A 24134-nucleotide genomic window follows, 5' to 3' on the forward strand; every position below is an offset into this window, starting at 1 on the left:
TCGGACGAGCCACGTGACCCGAACCACACGGCACATGGCACTACCCACCCGCGCGTGTATCCCCCGGTCGAGGGTCCACGCGCCTACACTCAGGAACCGATTACCCCATTACTAAGCTCCCGGTATCCTTGCCACGAAGCGAAAAACCATACGACAAGGCAGACAGAGTACGGTTCCGACGCAGCGACTACCGTACTCCAAGTGTCCACAGAAGACCGTTTTGTCGCGAGAAGTCGATCTCGACGGGGGAGATCAACTCAATCCGCGCGAAGTGACCAAGGTCATCGGGAATTTATCGGCCGTTCACGGCCCCGTCCGGGGTGTTTCCCGGCTGTTCGAACCCGGCTGCCGTGTCACCGTTCCTCGGCGCGCAACAGCACGGTCCGGTCCGCCAGTGGCTCGTCCAGCGCCACCGTGACCTCGGGATAACTCACCTGCTGCGTACACATCACGTCACCCTCCGCCCTGGTATGGACCAGCAGCACGGTGACGTGCCGATCGGCCTGTCCGGCGAGCTCGGCCGAGGCCGTGACGCAGCCGCTCGACTCCCGTGCCGTGATCACCAGGGTCCTGCCGCCGTCCCTGATGACGACCTCGGTGGGATACCCCTCCGGCAGTGCCGACCCGTCGATCCGTTCCGGCGGTACGGTCGCTTCCTCCTCGCCGTTACCGGCCTGGCCGTCACCACCCTGCCTGTCACCGGAGTTCGCATCATCCGGTTCGCCCGTTTCTGGCGTGGTGGTCTCCTCCGGATCGGCGGTGGAGCCGTCCCCCCCCGCCGTCGCGCATCCCATGGCTACCGCAAGCAGGAGCGCGAGCAGCGCCGTCGCCATACGTACCGACCTCATACCGGAGCACACGCGCGACACGCCGCCGAGGTTGTCCCGCAGCGCCCGCTGGGCGTGACCTACCGCGGCAGGCGACCGCTCACTCCGGCGGTACATCGATCGGCCGGAGCCTGCGCGGCCCGCTGTCCGGCCGCGCAGGCGGCTGACCCACCGTGACACGGGCACCGACCACCGTCGCACCATCGCTGGTGGCGATCACCGGATCGAGCTCGAGCGCCCGCACCTCAGGTAGGTCGTCGGCCAGCGCGGACACCCGCAGAACGAGCTCGGACAGTGCGCCGACATCGGCGGGCTCGGCACCGCGATACCCCGCGAGCAGTGGCGCCGTCCGCGGCTCGGCCACCAGGTCGGCGGCATCGACGTCGGTCAGTGGGACCGCGCGGTAGGCACGGTCACCGATGAGCTCACCGAGGCTGCCGGACAGGCCGAACGACACCAGCGTCCCGAAGGACGGATCGTCCTGCAGCCCGATGGCACATGAACTACCCCTCGGCGCCATACACTGCACGTACACTTCCGGAGAGTCGCCGATCTCGCGCAGGTCACGGTAGGCGGTACGTACCGCGTCCTCGGTGTAGAGGTCCAGCCGTGTCCCGGTGTAGTCGGGGCTTCGTCGCAGCCGATCCACGCCGGATTTCAACGCAACCGGGTAACCGAGCCGCGCCGCGGCATCGGCCGCGTCCTCCTCGCAGGCCACCCGCTCGTACGACACCACGTCGATGCCGTAACAGCGCAGCAGTTCGAGGCACAGCGTATCCGGTAACCAGCGACCCGCCTGGGCTCCCGCGCTATCCCACTCCCCCGCCAGTACGGCGGTGACCAGCTGTTGCGCCCGTTGTGGGTGCAGCTCCGGTTGGCGCGCGAACGACCCGGCCGGCCGCTGCCGCCATGCCGCGTACCGCACCACGCGGGCCAGCGCCGACACCGCCCGCTCCGGGCTCGGATACGACGGGACCGAACCCGCGGCGGGGACGCCGTCCTCGGTATACACCGCGAGCTCACTCGGGATGCCCTCCACCGCAAGGAAGGTCGATACGATCGGCTTGCTGCCGTGCGGCGCAGCATCCTCGGCAGCCTCCCGTACCGCTCGCGCGTAGCGCGTTCCCGGAATCGCCAGTGGTGGAACGAACACCACCACGAGCGCATCGGTGTTCGGATCGTGCAGCGCCTCCCGCACCGCTCTGGCGAACTCCTCCGGTCCCGCCTGCGGGCCCACGTCCACCGGTTCGAAGGCTAACGTCAGGCCGAGATCCAATGCGGTGTCCGCGGCGAGCGCGCCGATCGCCGCGGAGTTCCCCACGATCGCCACCTGATCCCCCTCGGGCAGCGGCTGATGCGCCAGCACCAGCGCGGTATCGAAAAGCTGGTCGAGCGTTTCCACCCGGATTACCCCGGCTTGCTCGAACAGCGCCTGCACCGAGGCGTCGTCCACCGACGTCGAGGTCGCCGCAAGCTCCGGACGCAGCGCGCGCCGCCCGGAGCGCACCGCCACGATGGGTTTGCGGCGGGCGAGTCTGCGCGCCAGCCGGGCGAACTTGCGCGGGTTGCCGAACGACTCCAGGTAGAGCAGCACGGTGTCGGTATCCGGATCGGTCTCCCAGTACTGCAGTAGGTCGTTGCCGGAGACATCGGCGCGGTTACCTGCGGAGACGAAGGTGGACAGCCCAAGCCCGCGCTTCTCGGCGTCGTCGAGGATGGCGATACCGAGGGCACCCGACTGGCAGAAGAATCCCGTGCGCCCCCGCGGCGGAAGCCGCGGGGCCAGCGTGGCGTTGAGCCGGACCGATGGATCGGTGTTGAGTACGCCGAGCGCGTTGGGCCCCACCACGCGCATGCCGTGCGCTCGCGCCTCGCCGACCACCCGCAGCTCCGCGTGCATCCCGTGCGGCCCGGACTCTGCGAACCCGGAAGAAACGATCACCAGCGTGGTGACGCCCTTGTGCAGCGCGCCCTCCAGCACGTCGTCGACCTTCTCCGAGGGCACCGCGACCACCGCGAGGTCGACGTCGTCCGGGATGTCGACGACCGACGGGTAGGCCCGCACTCCTCGCACCGAGGGGTGTTCCGGGTTGACCGGGTAGACCGTCCCGGCGAAGTCCGCCCCGAGCAGGTTGGTCAGCACCGCGTAGCCGATCTTGGATCGATCGGGGGAAGCGCCGATCACCGCCACAGATCGCGGGAACAGCAGGTTCCGCACGCTGCGGGCTTCCGCAGCCTGTTCCCTGGCGCGGGCCACGACCAGGGATTCCTCGGTCGGGTCGATATCGAACTCGAGATGCAAGCTGCCGCCTGCCACCTCCCTGGTGACCTCGTAGCCGGCGTCCCGGAACACCCGCAGCATCGCCGCGTTGTCGCTGAGGACCTCGGCGGCGAAGCGTTCGATGCCGCACTCCGCCGCCGCGGCCGCGAGATGCTCCAGCAGGATCGACCCCAGTCCCCTGCCCTGGTGGGCGTCGTCGACCACGAAAGCCACCTCGGCGAGCGGGCCGCCTTCCAGTCGCTCGTACCGACCGACCGCGACGATCTCCGAACCGAGCGCGGCGACGAGCGCCACCCTGTCGTGGTGATCGACGACGGTGAACCTGGTCAGATCACGCGGCGGGATCCGGGGGTAGGCGCCGAAGTAGCGGAAGTACCGGGTACGTTCCGACAGTCTGCTGTGCAACGCGACGATACGGTCGGCGTCGTCGGGAACGATCGGCCGCAGCCGGACCGTGCCCCCGTCGGCCAGTACCACGTCGGCTTCCCAGTGCCGCGGGTAGTCGTAGGGGTCGGTGGAGTCTCCGGCGGGTGCCTGGTCATCGGCCGTCATCGCATTCCCCTTCGTTCTCTACTCCCACGGCCACCGACAGGGTCAGTCCCTCGGGTCGTCGGGATTCAGTCCCACGAGCGGGAACACCGCCTTCCGGGTCTCGCGGATAGCCGGATCCACCGGTTCCTCATTCACCCCGTCCCACGGGGTGAACTCAGCCTGCTCGCCGTCGGTCATGGAGATCGGTATCTCGGCGTGCGGAGCGGCCTTGGCCACCGAGGAGCTCCAGATCCCTGGCACCCGGGTGTGCGGATCGATGTCACGGTCGAGCACCGTGGCGATCAGGTGCGTCCATGACCGGGGCACCACCCGCACCAGCTGGTAACCGCCGCCACCGACGGCCAGCCACCGGCCGCCGCTGTACTGCTCAGCCAGCTGCCGCAGCTCTTGGTAGATCCGGCGATGCCCGTCGACGCTCAGCGCCAGATCAGCAAGGGGGTCCTCGTCGTGGGAATCGACGCCGCATTGCGTCACCAGTACCTGCGGCTCGAACTGCGCGATCAGTCCGGGGACGACAGCACGGAACGCACGTAGCCAGCCCCGGTCGGGTGTCCGCGGCGGCAGCGCCACGTTCACCGCACGCCCCTCGGCGCCGGGACCGCCGGACTCGCCGGGAAAGCCCGTGCCGGGGAACAACGTCATCGGGTGCTGGTGCAGCGAGATCGTGAGCACGCGTGGGTCATCGTAGAACGCTGCCTGTACCCCGTCGCCGTGATGCACGTCGGTATCGATGTAGGCGATCCGCTCGAACCCGCTGTCCAGCAACCGGGCGATCGCTGCCGCGCAGTCGTTGTAGATGCAGAATCCCGCGGCACATCCCGGCATGGCATGGTGGAGGCCGCCTGCGATGTTGACCGCTCGCGTGGCGGTCCCGCTCGCGAGCTGATCGGCCGCGAGCAGGCTCGACCCCACCACCAGCGCCGCCGCGGAGTGCATATCCGAGAACACCGGATTGTCCGCGCCGCCAAGGCCGTGGCCGACGTCGTACCCGGCACCGGGCGCGCGCTTGACCGCGGCCACGTACTCCGCATGGTGGACCCGGGTGATATCCGCTTCGGCCGCCTGTTCGGGAACCAGCAACGACACGCCGTCGAGCACGCCCAGTTCCCTGGCGAGGCGAATCGTCAGGTCGAGCCGTACCGGGTTGAACGGATGGCCGTCGCCGAAGTCGTACGACAGCAGCGAGGAGTGCCACACTACGGCCGAAGATCGCATCATCCCAGCCTATCCAGTCACCCGTGATCCTCAACCCGGCTGCGTGCCGGTGATGACCTCCCGCAGCGGATCGCGACACCATTGTGACCAGGATCCAGCGTAGAGCGCGGGCCACTCACCGGCACCGGCCAGCTCCAGCGCGAGGACAACCGAGCACGCCGTAACCCCGGATCCGCAGTAAGCACCCACCGGCGCGTCGCCGGTGACCCCGAGCTCGGCGAAGCGCTCTGCCAACTCGGCGGGCGAGCGCCAGCGCCCATCGGCACCGGTGTGATCAGCGAACGGCGCGTTCACCGCGCCCGGGATGTGTCCTGCGCGGGGATCCACCGGTTCGTGCTCGCCCGCGTACCGCTCGGGGGCCCGGGCATCCAGCAGCACCCCCTCGCGGGCACAGCGAGCCGCTCCGTCGGTATCCAGCACCGGCATCCGCCCCGGCGTCACCTTGATACCGGTGGGTACCGGCTCGGGGACCGTCGTGGTAACCGGACGGTTGCCTGCCGACCACGCCGCGTAGCCACCGTCGAGCACCGCCACCGCCCGGTGCCCCGCCCAGCGCAGCAGCCACCAGGCCCGCGCGGCCACCGAGCCGTCGGCATCGTCGTAGGCCACCACCGGGTGGCCGCTGCGCACTCCGGCGCTCCGCAGCGTCCGTTGCAGCCGCTCGGGGTCCGGCAGCGGGTGGCGACCACCCGCACCGGGCCGCCCCGCCAGCGCGGTATCCAGATCGACGAACACCGCGCCCGGGATGTGCCCTTCGGCGTAGGATTCCGCACCGGGCGGCCCCGACATCCGCCAGCGTACGTCCAGCACCGTCGGAGGATCCCCGCTCGCCAGCATCGCCGCGAGGCCTTCGGGGTCGATCAGCGGATGCATACCGCCCATTCTGCCGTAGCCACCGTTACCGGCACCTTCCGTAGCCAGGCACACGAACACCGGCGAGCTAGCTACGATTGTGGTCATCGGACACCGGCGTGGCTCCGACGGCGCGAACCGCCCGCGGCACATGATCCGACGACCGTGCACGGCCCGACAAAGGACGGCAGAGTGAACGACCTGATCGACACTACGGAGATGTACCTGCGCACCATCTTCGAACTGGAAGAAGAGGGTGTCGTGCCGCTTCGGGCACGGATCGCGGAACGTCTCGATCAGAGCGGCCCGACGGTGAGCCAGACGGTGGCCCGCATGGAGCGTGACAACCTTGTCGTCGTGGCGGGTGATCGCCACCTCGAGCTGACCGACCATGGCCGCGAGCTGGCGATCGCGGTGATGCGCAAGCACCGACTGGCCGAGCTGCTGCTGGTCGATGTCATCGGGCTCGAGTGGGAGCACGTGCACAACGAGGCATGCCGGTGGGAGCACGTGATGAGCGAAGCCGTCGAGCACAAGCTGGTGAAGCTGCTCGGCTACCCCACGACCTCTCCGTACGGCAACCCCATTCCCGGGCTCGACAAGCTCGGTGCGGGCGAACCCGCGCCACCCGCCGAATCGAACCTGATCCGCCTCGACGAGCTCGCGCGGTCCGGCGGCGGTACCGTGACGATCAAGCGGATCGCCGAGCACGTTCAGATGGACGAGGAGTTGATGGCTAAGCTGCGGTCGGTGGGATTGATTCCCGGGGAATCCGTACAGATCGACAGCGCCACCGGGGCCGAGGCCGCTGTGACGATCACTGGAAAGGACGAATCGATCGAAGTATCCACCGGCATCCTGCACGCCGTCCTCGCCACCGCTCCGTAACGGGCCTAGACGGCGAGCATGACATCGGCTGAGCTATCGAGTACCGGCAAGCTGCTGGTGACCGGGGGTGCGGGTTACATCGGCAGTGTCTGCACCGCATGGCTGCTGGCCGCGGGGTACTCGGTTACCGTCGTCGACGACCTGTCGACGGGCCACCGTGACGCGGTTCCCGGGGGCGCCCACTTCGTCGAGGGCGACGCCGCCGACATAGCCGCCGACCTGCTCGGCGAGGGCTTCGACGGAGTGCTGCACTTCGCCGCCCGGTCCCTGGTCGGCGAATCGATGGCCCATCCGGACCGGTACTGGCACGGCAATGTCGTGACCTCACTGCGGTTGCTCGATGCCATGTGCGCACACGGCACACCGCGCCTCGTCTTCTCGTCCACGGCAGCCACCTACGGCTCCCCCGATCGTGTGCCGATCGCGGAGTCAACCCCGACGGTGCCGGGTAATACCTACGGCTATACCAAGCTCGCGGCCGACCATGCCATCACCAGCTACGCCCACGCGCACGGACTGGCGGCAGTGAGCCTGCGGTACTTCAATGTGGCGGGAGCCTATGGGCGGTGGGGTGAACGGCATGCCGAGGAAACCCACCTCATCCCCCTCGTGCTGCGGGTCGCAGCCGGCCTGGCCGAGAGCGTGTCCGTTCACGGCGACGACTACCCGACCGCCGACGGCACGGCGGTGCGTGACTACATCCACGTCGCCGACCTCGCCGACGCCCACCTCCGCGCGCTACGCCACGCGGCGCCGGGACAGCATCGCGTGTACAACCTCGGCAACGGTACCGGCTTCTCGGTTCAGCAGGTCCTCGACACCTGCCGGGCGGTGACCGGCCACCGGATTCCGGCTGCCGTGGCACCACGCAGGCCAGGAGATCCGGCCGTGCTCGTCGCATCGAGCGATCGGGCGCGGGTGGAGCTCGGCTGGAAACCACAACACCCCAACCTGGTCGATATCGTCACCCACGCGTGGGAGTTCGCCACCACCGGACGGGCAGGCGAGCCAGCACGCTGACCCGCGGCCGTTCACCCACCCGGATCCTCACCCGCGGCTGCATCGGGCGGCAGGTCGATGCAACCGCCTGTGCGTTCGCCCGTCCCGGCCAGCGCACGGATGGTACGAGGCTGAACCCCGCCTTGCAGCGCGCGGAGGAGCAGTGCGGCCAGCACGTGATCGGGATCAGACTCCAGCGCGGACTCCAACGCGATCCGCGCCAGCGCCCCGTTGCCCGCGGCATAGGCGGAGTAGCCCGCCAGCACCGCGGGCTGAGCACGTTCCGGGGCGGGCAGCACCCTGGCGAGCCACTGCCAGAGTCGTTCGGCCGTGTGGGCATCGGCCGTGTGCGGCGGCACCACGGTGGCCAGGCAGGCATCTCGCACCCGCGTATCGCTGACAGCGCGGGCGAGCGTGGCCAGCTCCTGGTCAGTGAGCTCAAAGTCACCCCGGCGCACCCGGAGCAACGCGTCCCTGACCACCTCGATACCGCGCGCTGCCTCCGCCGCCGCATCCTGCGGTCGGGAACGCAGCTCGGCCACGAGATGATCGGCCCTCGTCCGCGCCCGCGCGTTATCGTCGGGCACGACCAGCCGCTGCAGCTCCTCCCTGCTGCCGAAAGTGACAAGGCCCTGATCGACGATGCGCGCGGCGGCCACCGTACTGCCCGGATCCGGCAACACACCCCCGCAGCGCGCGTGGTCGTAGCACCGCCACCCCACGCCACCGGTGATGCTGGGCAACCACAACGCCGCGGGGTCGGTCACCTTACTGGCCCGCAACTGCTCGCGGAGCTCACGCACCAGGGCACGCTGTGGCAACCCGCGATGCCCGCGCACCGGTGCGCCCGAGGTGCCGCCGATCACGACGGTGACCACCGACGCCGGTTCCGCGCGAGTGATCGCCTCGACCAGCCGCACCGCCACCTCGCGCACTTCGGGCTCGGCCGGAAGGTCGCAGCGCATCACCGGGCCGACGTGGCGGCTTCCGGAGTGCGCGTTGGCAAGCAGCACTACCGAGTCGCTCGGGTAGAAACCAATCATCTGGGGCAGCGACGCCAACAGCTCGCCCGGGCTGGTGAACCGTACCGGCGCGTTCCCCGCGTATGTCTCGTCGGTCATGGCACCCAGCCTGCGCAGGCGATAGCCGTGCCGGGGCAGGCATGGCGAATCCGTGGACCGGTGACCCGGGTGTGGACAGCGCCGCGGGCGAACTGCCGCTCGGAGTCGCACGGAACCGGCCACGACCGGTGGCGAGGGCGGCGTCACCACCCGAACACCCGCTGCTCGCGGGGTTCACCCCTGCACGATGTATGCCTCGAGCTGTTCCTTGGTGTGTTCCAGCTCGTCCATCCGGTTCTTGACCACGTCGCCGATGCTGATGATGCCGCCCAGCCGCCCGTTGTCGATCACCGGCACGTGCCTGATCCGGCGCCTGGTCATCAGGTGCGTCAGATCGTCGACGGTGTCCTCGGGGCCGCAGCTGGCCACCATCTCGGTCATGATCTCCGATACCGGCGCGTCCAGCAGCGGTGCGCCCCGCTCGTGCAGCCTACGCACCACGTCACGCTCGGAGACGATGCCGCTGACCTCGTCGCCGTCCACTACGACCATGGCACCCACGTTGTGTTCGGCCAGCAAGGCGAGAAGCTCGGTCACCGTCGTGTCCGGGCTCACCGTCGCCACCTCGGTTCCCTTGGCACGGAGCACATCGGCGATTCGCATCGAGTTCCTTCCGTCGGGTGACAGACCTCACAGCAGTATCCAGTAGAGTAACGCCGCTGGCAGGCCTCGCGGAAGACGCCGGAGGGGGTAACTTACCCGCCGGTAGATCACCGTACGGCCGTGACCTGCGCGGCGGCGCCGATGCCGACCTGGAGGCACCCCAGGTGCTCGGGAGGGCAACGGCCCTGACCGCTGCCCTCCCGAGCACGGACCTCAGCTGCAGCCGGAGGTGGCGCCGCAGCCCTCGCAGGCGTAGCAGGACCCGGCTGGCCGCATCTTCGTGCCGCAGGTCATGCACAGCGGAGCGTCCGCGGCCTTACCGAGCTTGGCCTCCAGCAGCTCGGTCGTGGTGTGCGCCTCGGGGGTCTGCTGGTCATCGTTCATGACGGGGGCAGCCGAACGCTCGGCCGACTCGGAGCTCGTCGCGCTCGCATCGACGGTGCTGCGCAACGCTTCGAGATCCACCTCCTCCGTCTCCCCTGAGGACGCGGGCCGCTCCTGCTGTTCGGTCAGCGCCGCCGTGCGCTCCGCCGCGGTGAAGATGCCGAGCTGCTCCCGCTTCTCGTACGGCAGGTAGTCCAGCGCGAGCCTGCGGAACAGGTAGTCCAACACGCTGGTGGCCATCCGGATATCGGGGTCGTCGGTCATCCCGGCCGGTTCGAACCGCAGGTTCTGGAACTTGCTGACGTAGAACTCGAGCGGGATACCGTACTGCAGGCCGACCGAGATCGACATCGAGAACGCGTCCATCACCCCGGCGAGCGTGGATCCCTGCTTGCCGAGCTTGACGAAGATCTCGCCGAGTCCGTCATCCGGATACTCGCCCGCGTGCAGGTACCCCTCTGCGCCACCGACCGTGAACGACACGGTCTGGCTCGGCCGCTTCTTCGGCAGCCGCTTGCGAACCGGGCGGTACTCCACGATCGGTTCCTGCGCGACCGTCGCACCAGCGTCGGCGGACTCCTGTTTGGCCGAATCACCGCTACCGGTGGACAGTGGCTGGCCGACCTTGCAGTTGTCCCGGTAGATCGCCAGGGCCTTCAAGCCGAGACGCCATCCCTGGAAGTAAATCTCCTCGACATCCTCCACCGTCGCGGACTCCGGCATGTTCACCGTCTTGGAGATCGCCCCGGAGATGAACGGCTGGACAGCCGCCATCATGCGCACATGCCCCATCGGGGGGATCGCACGCTCGCCGATGGCGCAGTCGAACACCGGGTAGTGCTCGGCTTTCAGGCCGGGCGCGTCGATGACGTGCCCGTGCTCGGCGATGTACTCGACGATCGCCTCGATCTGCTCCTCCTGGTACCCCAGCGAGTGCAGCGCGCGAGGAATCGACCGGTTGACGATCTGCATGGAGCCACCGCCGACCAGCTTCTTGAACTTCACCAGGGAGAAGTCCGGTTCGATCCCGGTGGTGTCACAGTCCATCATGAACCCGATCGTTCCGGTCGGGGCGAGCACGCTCGCCTGGGCGTTGCGCCACCCGTGCTTGCTGCCCAGCTCGATACCGCGCTGCCACTCGGTTGTGGCCAAACGGCGCACGGCGACGTCGTTGGTGTCCCTTGGCTGGATCGCGTCGTTGGCCGCCGAGTGCTTGCGCATCACCCGCTGATGCGCTTCGCTGTTGCGAGCGTAGCCCTCGTACGGCCCCACCGCCCCGGCGAGCTCGGCGGAACGGCGGTACGACACCGCCGTCATCAGCGAGGTAATCGCAGCGGCGAGCGCCCGCCCGTCCTCGGAGTCGTAAGCGTGGCCGGTCGCCATCAGCAGCGCACCGAGGTTGGCGTAGCCGATGCCGAGCTGCCGGTACTTGCGCGTGGTGTCACCGATCGCCTCGGTGGGAAAGTCCGCGAAGCAGATCGAGATGTCCATCGCCGTGATCACCAACTCCACGGCCTTGGCGAACAGCTCCGCGTCGAAGGTGCCGTCCTCGACGAGGAACTTCATCAGGTTCAGCGACGCGAGGTTGCAGCTGGAATTATCCAGGTGCATGTACTCCGAGCAGGGGTTGGACGCGGTGATCCGGCCCGTCTCCGGGCAGGTGTGCCAGTCGTTGATGGTGTCGTCGTACTGCAGCCCGGGATCGGCGCACTCCCATGCAGCGCGTGCCATCGAACGGAACAGCGACTTCGCGTCGATCTCCTCGACGGTCTCACCGGTGGTCCGCGCACGCAGGCCGAAGGTTGTCGACCCGGCGACCGCCGACATGAACTCGTCGGACACCCGCACCGAGTTGTTGGCGTTCTGGTACTGCACGGAGCTGATGTCGGTGCCGCCGAGATCCATGTCGAATCCGGCATCACGCAGCGCGCGGATCTTGTGTTCCTCTCGCGCCTTGGTCTCGACGAACTCCTCGATATCGGGGTGGTCCACATCGAGCACCACCATCTTCGCGGCACGGCGAGTCGCACCGCCGGACTTGATGGTGCCAGCCGAGGCATCGGCACCGCGCATGAACGACACCGGCCCCGATGCTGTGCCACCGGAATGCAGCAACTCCCGCGAAGAACGGATCCGTGACAGGTTCAGCCCGGCGCCGGAACCGCCCTTGAAGATGAGTCCCTCCTCCTTGTACCAGTTCAGAATGGACTCCATCGTGTCGTCGACCGACAGGATGAAGCACGCCGATACCTGCTGCTTGGAGGCCGTGCCCACGTTGAACCACACCGGGGAGTTGAAGCTGAAGTACTGGTGCAGCAGCATCCAGGTCAGCTCGTGCGCGAACACCTCGGCGTCGGCCTCCGTGGCGAAGTAGCCGTGCTGGCGCCCGGCTTCGGTGTAGGTCGACACCACCCGGTCGATCAGCTGCTTGAGGCTGTACTCGCGCTCCTCGGTGCCCAGCGCACCCCGGAAGTACTTGCTCACCACGATGTTGGTGGCGTTCAGCGACCAGAAGTCGGGGAACTCGACGCCTCGCTGCTCGAAGTTCACCGTGCCGTCACGCCAGTTGGTCATCACGACGTCACGGCGCTCCCAGGTGACCTCGTCGTAAGGGTGCACCCCTTCCGTGGTGAACACCCGCTCCACCCGGAGTCCGCGGCCTTCCCCCTTGGCTGAGCCCTTGCCCTTGGCAGAGCGCCCAGATTTCGCTTCGACTCCGACGGTCTCCGTCATCACATCTCCCTCACTCCGGCGCCGCCCCGGATCCCCCGGTCTGCTCGAGCGCCTCTCCGAACCGATTTTCTCGTGCTGTGTCTTCGCGGCCACTGCCCGCACCAGCGCATCCCGCGACTGTCGGGCCCTACATGCCGTCACCGCCCCGTATCACCGAGGCCGCTCGCGCCGTCACTCCGCTACCGCGACGCCGCCCGATCGCCAGCCTCGCCATCACTGCCTGCCGCCTCGTCGCCGGCCATGACCTCGCGCAGGCCCGCGATCTCCTTCTCGAAGTCCTCGATCGAGGAGAACGCCCGGTACACGCTGGCGAATCGCAGATAGGCCACGCTGTCCAACTCACGAAGCGGCCCCAGGATCGCCAGGCCGACCTCGTGGCTGGGAATCTCCGCCGCGCCTGCCGAACGGATCGATTCCTCCACGCGGTGCGCCAGCTGCTGGATGTCGTCGTCGTCGACGGGACGGCCCTGGCAGGCGCGTCGCACCCCGGTCACCACCTTGTCCCGGTTGAACTGCTCGGTGACCCCTGACTTCTTGACCACCGCCAACACCATCGTCTCCGACGTCGTGAATCGCCGCCCGCACGCCGAGCACGAGCGGCGACGCCTGATCGCCTGGCCCTCATCCACCTCGCGCGAGTCGACCACCCTCGATTCGGTGTTCCGGCAGAACGGGCACCGCATCGCGTACTCACCTTCCTCTCGCGCGTCGAACCGGTCCCCGCACCCGCGAACCGAAACCCGGCTACGGCGATCGACCTGTGGATGCCGGGTGAACGACAGCCACCCCGCTGTGGACCACAGCTCCCAGTTCCGCCCCAACCTGTGGAGCAACTACATCCATGTAACTACTACATGTTGGGGTCGACGATAGATCGCATTCCGACGCTCCGCAAGCGACCCGCCCCGGCCGGGTGAGAGTCCACGCGGTGAGCTGCCGCACCCTCGTCCCGGTTTCGGGTCATTGCCCGCCATGACTGGTCCCGTCATGAGTGGGCACGGTGAGCACCGAGCCGATCTCGACAGCGCCCGCATCCGCACCCACGGTGGAGTTCAGCTCCCGAATACGGTCGATCACCGCACGAGGGTCGCTGGCCGGAGCGTGCGTCCGGGCGATGTCCCACAGCGACTCCCCCTCTGCCACGGTAACCACCGTGGTCCGTTGCGGCACCTCGCCCATCGTGACTCCCGCGAGACCACCGAAGGTGACCGCCACCACCACGATGATCGCGCAGATCGCCACCACGACCACGGCGATCATCAACCCACGCTCACCGTGGCCGGGCTGGTGCGGCACGCGGCACGCAACGGGCCGTGGCAGCACCCGCTCCGTGGCACCGCGCACTCCGGCGACCGGCCGCCGCATCGTCTCCTGCCGCCGAAGGCCAACTTGCGGGCCGTGACGCGGCAGACCGCTCCGGACGGCGCGCGGCTCATGTTCGGATCGATGGGTGCTCATCGGGACCGGCATCGCGGTTCCTCCTCGTTGCCACCGGGCTCCCACCGAGGCGGGACCGTACCCGGCCTCGCGACGGGAGCACTCGAACATTCGTTCTATCGAACGCCTGGGCGGATTTGTACCACGGCGCACCGACAGAATCGAGTGCGTTGTGCCGGTCCGAGTCCACACGGTCCTGCTCACGGGCCGCTCACGGGCCACTCACAGGCCGCTCACAGGCCGCTCACAGGCCGCTCACAGGCCGCTCGGGCACCGCTACGCCCGCGGCCAGAGCACACTCGCCGCCGGGCCTGGAGCCGACAGACTGATGAACAACCCTCCGTGTCCCTGTCCAAAGTCGGGCTATTCATCACACGGACCACCGGCACACCCCTATACGAACTCACCCTCGACCCTTCGGCGTGTCGCTCGAACAGCTGTTTGAGGTACGCGGCTTTGCGCGCTACCGTTTGGAGTAGCGGTGGCCACATCGAAACGGGCCAGCGAAGCGAGCCGACGGGCGGGATGTCCGCCGCGGTAGGCGTGCGAGGCGGGCCCGTACACCAGGGCGCAGGGACGACTCTCTTGGAGGCTGAGCGGTGGCAGGGCAAGACAAGGCCGCATCCCGACCCGATCCGGGAAAGCAACGGTCGGCGGCGAAGAAGGACGAACCGGATGCGGCGGGTCAGGCAGCCGACGGCAACGTGCACACGCTCTCCCCTGCGGGCGAGCGGGGTGATCTCACCATCCGTCAGGGCCAGATCCTGGAGGTCATCCGTTCCTGGGTCCGGCGGCTCGGATACCCGCCGAGCGTGCGCGAGATCGGTGACGCCGTCGGACTGACGTCTACCTCCTCGGTCGCGCACCAGCTGCAGGCGCTCCAGCGCAAGGGCTACCTCCGCAGGGACCCGAACCGGCCACGCGCGGTAGGAGTCTTTCCGGCCGATGTGGACCCCAGCGAGATCGGCGCCCCACCGGACGCCGCTGGCGAGGACGAACGTGCCGCCAAGCCGGTCTACATCCCGCTGGTGGGACGCATCGCCGCGGGTGGCCCGGTGCTGGCCGAGGAGTCCATCGAGGACGTGTTCCCGCTACCGCGCGAGGTCGTCGGCGAGGGCGAGCTGTTCGTGCTCAGCGTCAAGGGCGACTCGATGGTTGACGCCGCCATCACCGACGGCGACTGGGTAGTCGTCCGCAAGCAGCCGAGCGCGGACAACGGCGAGATCGTCGCGGCCATGATCGAGGGCGAAGCCACTGTCAAGACGTTCAAGCGCACCCCAGACGGTCACGTGTGGCTGCTGCCGCGCAACGAGGCGTACGAGCCCATCCCCGGCGACGAGTCCACCGTGCTCGGCAAGGTCGTCGCGGTGCTGCGGCGGCTGTAGCTCCCGGAGGCCAACGGCCCTCCACCGCTACCGGTGGCTCCGCCGGGCGCGCCACGTTGCCACGGCGATCACGAGTATCACCGCCAGGCCGCCGGCGGCGATCACGGCGAGCCGCTCCGGGGATCGCCACACGTCGATCCAGCCGGTGGCCTCGATCGCCCCGGAGATCGCGGCAGGCTCGGATGCCCGCTCACCTGCTCCGCCCTGATCCTCCGGTGGGTCGGACACCAGCTGCACCGCCCCCGGCACGGCACGTACCGGCTGGCCGACACCCTCGCTGGTCGACAGCAACGTGCCGTCCGGCTCGAACGCGAGCGCCTCCCCCTGCGGCTCGTCCGGCAGCGGGATCCGCACCGGCTCCCGCTGCAGTGCGGCGACCACGTCGCCGTCCGGTGCGGCGAACAGGTAGGCATCGGTGTAGGTGCGCAGCGCGATGACGCCGCCATCAGCGCTGACCGCCCCGCCGGTGACCAGCACCGAACCGAGGAAACCCGCCGGACCGCCCGTGGTGTCCGTCGGGCTGATCGTCAGCTCCGCGACCCGCTCCAGCGGCGTCGGCCCGGGACTGCGCAACGGCTCCTCGGGACGGTACACACCTGGGCGGCCGGTCTCGGTCTTGGTGACGATGTGCGGTACACCGTCGCGGTCCAGCAGCAGCGCCTCCGCATCGCGCGGCCCGTCCGGGTAGGTCAACCGGTACAGAGTCGCCCGGCCGTCCGGGGCGAGTTCGTGCAGCGCGACGGTATCCCGTTCCCGGTGATTGTCCCCGGTGTCCGAGAGCCACAGCGTGCCGTCGGGGCCTCGGGCGAGATCCTCGACGTCGAACGGGTTGGTGTCGTCGGTGCGCACCTCGCGCACCACGCAGTCGCGGTCGAGGACGTACACTTCGAGCCGCCATCCCCCGTCGTTGACGACGTACCAGTGATCGCCGTCGGCGACCATCCCCGAGATGGCCGGGAGACGCTCGTCGTCGATGATGCACAGGGTATGCGGGCTCGGCACCCCGTCCGGTTCGGCCGCGACCGGTGCCGCACCACCGATCAGCAGCGCGAGGCAGGCCACCGCGACTAGTACCGGCCGGGCGGCCCTGCCCTGGCCGCTACACCGCGGCCCCATCGACCGAGAACTCGCGCAGCACCCCGGCCAGTGATGGTGGCACGCGGGCGCTGAGATGGGTACCGGCGGCCACGTACTCCTCCAGCAGTACCTCGCCTTCCGCGTGGGCGCGCGCGACCAGCTCGCCCCTGGTGTAGGGCACGAGCGCGTCGACGAACACGTCCGGGCGCGGCAAGCGGTCGGCGATCGCGGTGACGAGGCCGTCGATCCCGTCACCGGTGTGTGCCGAGACCACCACTGCCTCCGGGAACAAGTGCCGCAACCGGGCCACGGTCACACCCTCGGCCTGATCCGCCTTGTTGATCACGAGCAGTTCCGGTGGCAACGAGTCGTCGCGCTGCTCAGCGATCCCCTGCAGCACCTCACGCACGGCCTGGACCTGCTCCTCGGGAGCGGCGTCGGCACCGTCGACCACGTGCAGCAGCAGGTCGGCCTCCGCTGCCTCCTCGAGAGTGGAGCGGAACGCCTCCACGAGCTGGTGCGGCAGGTGCCGCACGAAACCCACCGTGTCGGTCAGCGTGTAGGCACGGCCGTCCGGGGTCTCGGAGCGCCTGGTGGTGGGATCCAGGGTGGCGAACAGCTCGTCTTCCACCAGCACCCCGGCACCGGTGAGCGCGTTGAGGACGCTGGACTTGCCCGCGTTGGTGTAGCCCACGATGGCCACACCGGGAACGGCGTTGGCCATGCGCCTGCTGCGTTTCGTCTGCCTGATGGTGTTCATCCCGGCGATGTCCCGGCGCAGCTTCGCCAGCCGCTTGCTGATGCGCCTGCGGTCGGTCTCGAGCTTGGTCTCACCGGGGCCCCGCAGCCCGACGCCGCCGCCACCGGCACGGCCACCGGTCTGCCGGGAGAGCGCCTCACCCCAACCCCGCAGCCGCGGGATCAGGTACTGCAGCTGGGCCAGCTCGACCTGTGCCTTGCCTTCCTTCGACCGGGCGTGTTGCGCGAAGATGTCCAGGATCAACGCCGTCCTGTCGATCACCTTGACCTTGAGCTTGTCCTCCAACTGCCGTAACTGTCCGGGAGCGAGCTCACCATCGGCGATCACGGTGTCCGCACCGGTGGCACGAACCGTCTCCGCCAGCTCCCGCACCTTGCCGGACCCGATATAGGTCGCCGGGTCGGGACGCCCACGCCGCTGGATGAAGCCCTCGAGCACGTGGGAGCCCGCAGTCTGCGCGAGCCGCCCCAGCTCGTTGAGGGACTCCTCCGCCTGCGCAGAAGTCCCTTCGGTCCAGACCCCGACCAACACCACACGCTCCAGCCGCAGCCGCCGGTACTCCACTTCCGTGATGTCCGACAGCTCGGTGGACAACCCGGTCACGCGGCGCAACGCCGCCCGACCTTCCAGATCCAGTTCCCCCGCGGAGACATCCTCCGCTGCTCGCCCGTTCAGCTGCTGTCGCGCAGCGTCCTCACCCGTGCCGTCACCATGTGCCGTTGCTGTCATCGTGGCTCCATCGTCCCACGATGCGGCCCGTCCGGGCGAGTGAATTACCTGACTCGAATGGTTGTTCGACCGCCCGCGGCAGGCGCGCTCCGTGGGGCCGCCCTCACGCGGGTGAGGCCCACCAGCCCTCGTCCAGTTCCCCGGAGGCCAGCAGGACCGCAGGCCCTGTCAGGCTCGCGTCCGTGGTGCCGATGGTGACCGTGACCGTACCCCCTGGTACGTGCACCGTGCGGGTGCCCTCCCAGACACCGGCGGCGTGCAGCGACACCACAGCGGCGGCGACGGTACCGGTCCCGCATGCGCGGGTTTCCCCGACGCCGCGCTCGTGGACACGCATCCGTATCGACTCGTCCCCGAGCTCATTGAGGAACTCGAGGTTCACGCCGCGCGGGAAGTGGCGCGCGTCGTAGGCCGGTTCCTGCCGCAGGTCCAGCTCCGCGATGTCGGTATCGACGCGGCAGACCAGGTGCGGGTTACCCACATCGACCGCGACGCCCGGTAGCGCGAGGCCGCCAACCGACACCATCGACTCGCCTGTCACCCGCACCGGCCCCATGCTGACGGTGACCGTGCCGTCCGGGTGCACTCGAACCGGACGGTCCCCCGCCCGGGTGCCCACCACGAACTCGCCGGTGCCCTCACCCGCTGCCCCGGCCACCAGACCCGCCCGCACCAGGTAGCGCGCGAACAGGCGGATGCCGTTGCCGCACATCTCGGCCACCGAGCCGTCGGCGTTGCGGTAGTCCATGAACCACTCACCTGCTGATTCGGGCACCGTGTCGCCGAGAGCGGCGCGGCGCACGACCCGCAGCACCCCGTCGGCGCCGAGGCCGCGCCTGCGGTCGCACAGAGCGCGCACCCGCTCGGTCGTCAGCTCCAGCTCCGCGTCGGGGTCGGGAAGCACCACGAAGTCGTTCTGCGTGCCGTGGCCCTTGAGGAACGCGATACCCACAGCCACAGAGACTACGGGGTTGGCGCGATCACGAGGCCACCTGGTCGAGGGCGCGATCGAGCAGATCACGGTCGCTGCCGTCGAGCCACACGATGCGCCGGTCCCGCCGGAACCAGGAGCGCTGCTTCCGCACGAACCGCCGCGTCGCCGCCGCGGTCGCGTTCGCCGCCGCCGCCATGTCCCCGTTGTCGTCCAACTGCTCCAGTACCTGCCGGTAACCGAGCGCGCGGGAAGCTGTCTTCCCTTCCCGCAATCCGCGCCGATCCAGCTCGCGCACCTCGTCGACGAGACCGGCCTCGAACATCCGCCGCACCCGCCGGTCCACCCGCTCGTCCAGCTCGTCCCGCTGGCGATCGATACCGAGCATCACGGCGCCGTAGCGTGCCGGCCCTGGCTGTGGCAGCGTGGCCGAGAACGGCCGTCCGGTGATCTCGATGACCTCCAGCGCCCGCACCACGCGCCGTACGTTCGACGGCAGGATCGCGGCAGCGGCATCGGGATCGCGCTCGGCCAGCCGCGCGTGCATGGCCTCGGCGCCGATCTCGGCGGCTGTGCCCTCCAGCTGGGCCCGCACCTCCGGATCCGTACCGGGGAACCGCAGCTCATCCAGCACCGCCTGCACGTACAGGCCCGACCCGCCGCACAGCACGGGTACCGTCCCGGCAACCATGAGCTCTTCGAGGCGAGCGCGCGCATCGCGCTGGTAGGCCGCCACCGAGGCCGTCTCGGTCACCTCGAGTACGTCCAGCAGGTAGTGCTCCACCCCGCGACGCTCCGACACGGTGAGCTTGGCGGTACCGATGTCCATCCCCCGGTACAGCTGCATCGCGTCCGCGTTGATCACCGCACCGCCAAGTGCCGAGGCCAGCTCCACGGCCAGCTCGGACTTCCCGGTCGCGGTCGGCCCGACGATGGCGACAGGTCGCGGTTCGGTCACACTCGCTCCCAGGTAGCGACATGGTAGCCCACCCCGAAGGGCGCGTCCGAGTACAACAGCGTGCCCCGCCACGTGCCGGTGGCCCCAGCAGTATCGTCGCGGCCCGGACCGGCCAGACCCGCCGCCACCTGCCACGGCACGCGCCCGGTCACGCCGAGCTCGGCCGCCTCGGCCTGGTCGATGGCCAGCAGCGTGGCCACGTCCACCGACCGAAGCGCCCCGGCGATCCGGTCGTCGAACCCGCGGGCGCGCGGATCGTGCCCGCCCGGTGCCCGCGAGCCGTGACACGTGGCCCCGTCGCCCACGACCAGCAATCCGGCCGTGTCGGCTCGCAGCCGCAGCCGGTCGCCGTAGGCGGCGCAGTCGGCCGCGCTCGTGGCCGCGCCGAGCAGCTCGACCCGCGCCGTCACCGCACCCGCACGCTCCCGCAGCCAGCCGGTCACCAGCACCGGCAGCGGCAGCTCGGTGCGCTGCCGCCGCTGGCCGGCCTGGGAATCCCGGCCCCCTCCAGCCAGTGCCACGGGCACATCGGCACCGTATCCGACGAACGTACCGACCTCCTCCGGCCCGTAGCGCGCCACCGCATCACCTGGTTCGTCGAGGCACCCCACTACGAACCAGTCGTCGGCTGCGGCCCGCAGCCACCGCACGGCGGCCACCGCCGCCTCCCGCACTGGCGCCGTTTCCCCGGTCGCCCCCGGGACCAACGCTGGCACCAGCAGTGGTGGGGAGGGGACGATGGCGACACGTGACATCACGACCACCGAGGTTACCGGCCCCGTCACCGGTCACCGGAACGACTCGGTCCCGGGCACGGCGTGCCTCGAGTACCACACGTGGTCGCGACCTGTTTGAATGCGGGGAGAACCCTCGTGAATATGAGGCAGGCAACACGATCCGGCCCCGCTCGAGCGGGGCGCCCGCGAACGGCGGGCGGGTAGCCACGAAGGAGCCGGCGATGGCCGAGAACATGGCCCACGACAAGCGAACCGAGCAGCACGACGCCCACGCACCGGCACCGCACGAGGTCCTGCACGGGCGGATGAGCCTCGCGCATGCCGCTCCTCCCGTGCCGTACGCCGAGAACGACCCTTCCCGATGGGGCCGCATCGACCCTGAGGGCACCGTGTTCGTCTACACCGGCGACGGCGAGCGAGCGGTCGGGGTGTGGCAGGCCGGATCGTCGGCGGAAGGCCTGCTGCATTACGCGCGCCGGTTCGACGATCTGCGCACCGAGGCTGAGCTGCTGGAGACCCGGCTGAACTCCAGGGCGAGCGACCCGAAGCAGGCCCTGTCCTCGGCCACCCAGCTCCGCGACAGGCTCGACGAGGCAGCGGTCGTCGGCGACATCGAGGCCCTGCGGGCGCGCCTCGATTACATCATCGGCCATGCCGAGCAGGCCCTCGAAGAGGTCAAGCGGGAACGCGAGCAGGCCAGGGCCGCCGCGGTCGAGAAGAAGACCGCGCTGGTCACCGAGGCTGAGGAGATCGCGGAGTCCTCCACGCAGTGGAAGGCCGCCGGTGACCGGCTGCGCGCCATCGCCGAGGAATGGAAGGCGGTCAAGGGAGTCGACCGCAAGACCGATGAGGCGCTCTGGAAACGGTTCGCCAGGGCACGGGACGCGTTCAGCCGCCGCAGGGGCGCGCACTTCGCGGAGCTGGACAAGCAACGTGCGGCCGCGCGTGAGCGCAAGGAGGAGCTGGCCACCGAGGCCGAATCGCTGGCCGACTCGCAGGACTGGGGTGCGACAGCGGCACGCTACAAGCAGCTCATGGCCGAGTGGAAGGCGGCGGGGAAGGCTCCAAGGGAGGCCGACGAGGCCCTCTGGCAACGCTTCAAGGCGGCCCAGGACACCTTCTTCGCGCGCCGTTCGGAGGCGTACTCACAGCGGGACGCCGAGTACGCAGAGAACGCCAGGCGCAAGGAGGAGCTGCTCGCCGAGGCCGAACGGGTCGATCCGGAGCAAGACCTGGAATCGGCCAAGGCAGCGCTGCGCACGCTGCAACAACGCTGGGACGAGATCGGTAAGGTGCCGAGAGAGCGCATGCGGGAGCTCGACAACCGGTTCAAGGGCGTGCAGGACCGCATCCGCGCGGCCGAGAACAGCCGGTGGCGCGCCACCGACCCGGAGGCCCATGCCCGCGCCGAACAGTTCCGGGAACGAGTACAGCAGTTCGAGGAGCAGGCGGCCAAGGCCCGGGCGGCGGGCGACGACAAGCGGGCTCGCGAGGCCGAGCGGCAGGCGGCTCAGTGGCGCGAGTGGCTGGAAGCCGCCGAACGAGCCGTGGCCGACCGGTAGGCGGGGTGGCGGGCCGCAACCCGGAGGAGCCCTCCGGTCGGTCACCCGCTAACGGCGGGAGCCCGCCACCCGCATCCAGTTGATCCCCAGCACAACACCTGTGATCATCGCGATCACCATGCCGATGCCGGGGCCCTCCCCTGCCACGCCGGGGGTAGCGGTGGCCTGCTGCGACCAGATGCCGAGCAGGCCGCTCACGAAGGTCAACCAGCCGCCGATGGCGCATACCCACGCCATCCACCAGAGGCGGGTGACCAGCGTCAACGTCGAGCCGATGATGCCGAAGGCGAACACCGTCGTCGCGAACAACCGGGGAACGATGCCGACCTCCCCGGCGAGCACCTGCCAGCCAAGGTGCCCCTCCACCCAGGGCAGCAGCATCGCGATGATCAGGATGAACACCAGCACCGCGATGCCGAAACCGCGCCTGCCGAACTCCACCGTGCGCGCGGCCCTGCGCTCGACCTCGTCGATCTCCTCGCGCAGCTCGACGACGTCGTCGCGATTGTTGTCCCGTGGTTCATTCAGCATGTCGAGCACCCACCCGAGGTAGCCGCCGGTTGTTGTTGAGGTGCCCCCATCGTGGGCAGGCCGAGGCTGACTCCGCCGCCTGCGATCCCGTCGGTGCGCGGGCGCTGTCCCGCCGCTGAGTTGTCACCCGCGCGAGTCAGTCGGTGTGCCACAACCGGACCGTCGGCGACGAGGTGATGCGGGGCCGCGTAGGTGATCACCGTCTCCACCATGTCCCCTGGCCGCACCGAACCGTCCACCGCATCGCCTTCCGGCGTGAAGTGCACCAACCGCCCGTCGCGGGCACGCCCGCTCATCCGGTGCGTCTCGCTGTCCTTGCGGCCTTCCCCGGCGGCCACCAGCAGCTCGACACGCGAGCCGACCAGCGTGGTGTTCTCCTTCCACGCGATGTCGTCCTGCAACCGCACCAGGCGGTCATAACGCTCCTGCACGACTTCCTTGGGAAGTTGCCCGTCCATCTCCGCCGCCGGAGTGCCCGGCCGCGGGGAGTACTGGAAGGTGAACGCGCCGGAGAACCGAGCCTGGCGCACCACCTCGAGCGTTTCCTGGAAGTCCTCCTCGGTCTCCCCGGGAAACCCGACAATGATGTCGGTGGTGATCGCCGCGTCCGGGATGGCTTCGCGGACTTTGTCCAGGATCGACAGGAACCGGCTCGACCGGTACGAGCGCCGCATCGCCTTCAGTACCCGGTCCGAGCCCGACTGCAACGGCATGTGCAGCTGCGGGCAGACATTGGGGGTGTCGGCCATGGCTTCGATGACGTCGTCGGTGAACGCCGCCGGGTGTGGCGAGGTAAACCGCACCCGTTCCAGGCCATCGATCTCGCCGCAGGCACGCAGCAGCTTGCCGAAGGCGTAGCGATCGCCGAACTCCACGCCGTAGGTGTTGACATTCTGACCGAGCAGTGTCACCTCGAGGACGCCTTCGGCCACTAACGCCTCCACCTCGGCCAGCACCTCGCCAGGCCGCCGGTCGCGTTCCTTGCCGCGCAGCGACGGAACGATACAGAACGTACACGTGTTGTTACACCCCACCGAGATCGAGACCCAACCCGAGTAGGCCGACTCCCGCCGTGCGGGCAGCGTCGACGGGAAGGTCTCCAGCGCCTCGAGGATCTCCACCTCGGCTTTCTTGTTGTGCCGCGCGCGCTCGAGCAAGGTGGGCAACGAGCCGATATTGTGCGTGCCGAAGACGACGTCCACCCACGGTGCTCGCCTGACGATCTCGCCACGGTCCTTCTGCGCGAGGCAGCCACCCACCGCGATCTGCATGTCCGGGTTGGCCTTCTTCGCGCCCCGCAGGTGCCCAAGATTGCCGTACAGCTTGTTGTCGGCGTTCTCCCGCACAGCGCAGGTGTTGAACACCACGACGTCGGGCTGCTCGTCACCGGCGGGAACGTAACCGGCCGCTTCGAGCTGCCCGGCCAGACGTTCGGTGTCGTGCACGTTCATCTGGCAGCCGAAAGTGCGGATCTGGAATCTTTTGCGACCGTCTCCGGTAGGCATACTCCCAGGGTAGACCTACCGGCGGTAGTCGCGGACCACCGGTTCACCCGCACCACCTGCCCGCCAC

At 69.1% G+C, this 24134-nt stretch carries 20 protein-coding genes; 4 read left to right on the top strand and 16 right to left on the bottom strand.

Annotation, left to right across the window (positions count from 1 at the left end):
* Positions 1 to 353: 353 nt before the first annotated feature.
* The 4 genes from F8178_RS18695 to F8178_RS18710 all read right to left on the bottom strand — a co-directional run bounded on the left by F8178_RS18695 (position 354) and on the right by F8178_RS18710 (position 5748).
* Positions 354 to 833: a hypothetical protein gene (locus F8178_RS18695; protein ID WP_317496147.1), complete on the bottom strand. Its 480-nt coding sequence runs from the start codon at positions 831 to 833 to the stop codon at positions 354 to 356.
* A 94-nt stretch (positions 834 to 927) separates the two neighbouring features.
* Complete coding sequence (locus F8178_RS18700; RefSeq protein WP_317496148.1) at positions 928 to 3660, bottom strand: GNAT family N-acetyltransferase; 2733 nt, start codon at positions 3658 to 3660, stop codon at positions 928 to 930.
* A gap of 42 nt (positions 3661 to 3702) precedes the next feature.
* Positions 3703 to 4875: an acetoin utilization protein AcuC gene (locus F8178_RS18705; protein ID WP_317496149.1), complete on the bottom strand. Its 1173-nt coding sequence runs from the start codon at positions 4873 to 4875 to the stop codon at positions 3703 to 3705.
* 30 nt (positions 4876 to 4905) lie between these two features.
* Positions 4906 to 5748, bottom strand: coding sequence for a sulfurtransferase (locus F8178_RS18710; RefSeq protein ID WP_317496181.1), 843 nt, complete (start codon positions 5746 to 5748; stop codon positions 4906 to 4908).
* A gap of 171 nt (positions 5749 to 5919) precedes the next feature.
* Between F8178_RS18710 and F8178_RS18715 the strand changes: the two genes are divergently transcribed.
* On the top strand, positions 5920 to 6615 hold the full coding sequence (locus tag F8178_RS18715) for a metal-dependent transcriptional regulator (protein ID WP_317496150.1): 696 nt from the start codon (positions 5920 to 5922) through the stop codon (positions 6613 to 6615).
* Positions 6616 to 6633: 18 nt separating this feature from the next.
* Positions 6634 to 7635 (top strand): UDP-glucose 4-epimerase GalE, encoded by a 1002-nt coding sequence (galE, locus tag F8178_RS18720; protein WP_317496151.1) that lies wholly within the window; start codon positions 6634 to 6636, stop codon positions 7633 to 7635.
* An 11-nt stretch (positions 7636 to 7646) separates the two neighbouring features.
* Here the strand turns inward: galE and F8178_RS18725 are convergent, their stop codons facing one another.
* The 5 genes from F8178_RS18725 to F8178_RS18745 all read right to left on the bottom strand — a co-directional run bounded on the left by F8178_RS18725 (position 7647) and on the right by F8178_RS18745 (position 13820).
* Positions 7647 to 8735 carry a DUF4192 domain-containing protein gene (locus F8178_RS18725; protein WP_317496152.1) on the bottom strand — a complete coding sequence of 363 codons (1089 nt, stop codon included), beginning with the start codon at positions 8733 to 8735 and terminating at the stop codon, positions 7647 to 7649.
* A 174-nt stretch (positions 8736 to 8909) separates the two neighbouring features.
* Positions 8910 to 9338, bottom strand: a complete 429-nt coding sequence (locus F8178_RS18730; protein ID WP_317496153.1) for a CBS domain-containing protein — start codon at positions 9336 to 9338, stop codon at positions 8910 to 8912.
* A gap of 213 nt (positions 9339 to 9551) precedes the next feature.
* Positions 9552 to 12455, bottom strand: coding sequence for a vitamin B12-dependent ribonucleotide reductase (locus F8178_RS18735; protein ID WP_317496154.1), 2904 nt, complete (start codon positions 12453 to 12455; stop codon positions 9552 to 9554).
* 179 nt (positions 12456 to 12634) lie between these two features.
* Positions 12635 to 13138 (bottom strand): transcriptional regulator NrdR, encoded by a 504-nt coding sequence (nrdR, locus tag F8178_RS18740; protein ID WP_317496182.1) that lies wholly within the window; start codon positions 13136 to 13138, stop codon positions 12635 to 12637.
* Positions 13139 to 13415: 277 nt separating this feature from the next.
* On the bottom strand, positions 13416 to 13820 hold the full coding sequence (locus F8178_RS18745) for a LysM peptidoglycan-binding domain-containing protein (RefSeq protein ID WP_317496155.1): 405 nt from the start codon (positions 13818 to 13820) through the stop codon (positions 13416 to 13418).
* Positions 13821 to 14596: 776 nt separating this feature from the next.
* Here F8178_RS18745 and lexA point away from each other — a divergent pair.
* On the top strand, positions 14597 to 15277 hold the full coding sequence (lexA, locus tag F8178_RS18750) for a transcriptional repressor LexA (RefSeq protein ID WP_317496183.1): 681 nt from the start codon (positions 14597 to 14599) through the stop codon (positions 15275 to 15277).
* Between the two features lie 27 nt (positions 15278 to 15304).
* Here the strand turns inward: lexA and F8178_RS18755 are convergent, their stop codons facing one another.
* From F8178_RS18755 to F8178_RS18775, 5 genes are all read right to left on the bottom strand, one after another.
* Positions 15305 to 16393 (bottom strand): hypothetical protein, encoded by a 1089-nt coding sequence (locus F8178_RS18755; protein ID WP_317496156.1) that lies wholly within the window; start codon positions 16391 to 16393, stop codon positions 15305 to 15307.
* On the bottom strand, positions 16377 to 17843 hold the full coding sequence (gene hflX, locus F8178_RS18760; RefSeq protein WP_317496157.1) for a GTPase HflX: 1467 nt from the start codon (positions 17841 to 17843) through the stop codon (positions 16377 to 16379). The genes F8178_RS18755 and hflX overlap by 17 nt, the downstream gene beginning before the upstream one ends.
* Positions 17844 to 17946: 103 nt before the next feature.
* Positions 17947 to 18795: a diaminopimelate epimerase gene (gene dapF, locus F8178_RS18765; protein ID WP_317496158.1), complete on the bottom strand. Its 849-nt coding sequence runs from the start codon at positions 18793 to 18795 to the stop codon at positions 17947 to 17949.
* Between the two features lie 28 nt (positions 18796 to 18823).
* Positions 18824 to 19732 carry a tRNA (adenosine(37)-N6)-dimethylallyltransferase MiaA gene (gene miaA, locus F8178_RS18770; protein ID WP_317496159.1) on the bottom strand — a complete coding sequence of 303 codons (909 nt, stop codon included), beginning with the start codon at positions 19730 to 19732 and terminating at the stop codon, positions 18824 to 18826.
* Positions 19729 to 20487, bottom strand: a complete 759-nt coding sequence (locus tag F8178_RS18775; protein ID WP_317496184.1) for a hypothetical protein — start codon at positions 20485 to 20487, stop codon at positions 19729 to 19731. The genes miaA and F8178_RS18775 overlap by 4 nt, the downstream gene beginning before the upstream one ends.
* Before the next feature lie 203 nt (positions 20488 to 20690).
* On the opposite strand from F8178_RS18775, the gene F8178_RS18780 reads away from it, so the two are divergent.
* Positions 20691 to 22031: a DUF349 domain-containing protein gene (locus F8178_RS18780; protein ID WP_317496160.1), complete on the top strand. Its 1341-nt coding sequence runs from the start codon at positions 20691 to 20693 to the stop codon at positions 22029 to 22031.
* Between the two features lie 48 nt (positions 22032 to 22079).
* Here F8178_RS18780 and F8178_RS18785 read toward each other — a convergent pair whose 3' ends face one another.
* Together F8178_RS18785 and miaB are read right to left on the bottom strand one after the other, a co-directional pair.
* On the bottom strand, positions 22080 to 22562 hold the full coding sequence (locus F8178_RS18785) for a hypothetical protein (RefSeq protein WP_317496161.1): 483 nt from the start codon (positions 22560 to 22562) through the stop codon (positions 22080 to 22082).
* On the bottom strand, positions 22556 to 24067 hold the full coding sequence (gene miaB / locus F8178_RS18790) for a tRNA (N6-isopentenyl adenosine(37)-C2)-methylthiotransferase MiaB (RefSeq protein ID WP_317496162.1): 1512 nt from the start codon (positions 24065 to 24067) through the stop codon (positions 22556 to 22558). Before miaB ends, F8178_RS18785 begins: the two co-directional genes overlap by 7 nt.
* Between the last annotated feature and the right edge of the window lie 67 nt (positions 24068 to 24134).

The organism is Haloechinothrix sp. LS1_15, from assembly GCF_033042135.1.
Classification (GTDB): Bacteria; Actinomycetota; Actinomycetes; order Mycobacteriales; family Pseudonocardiaceae; genus Haloechinothrix.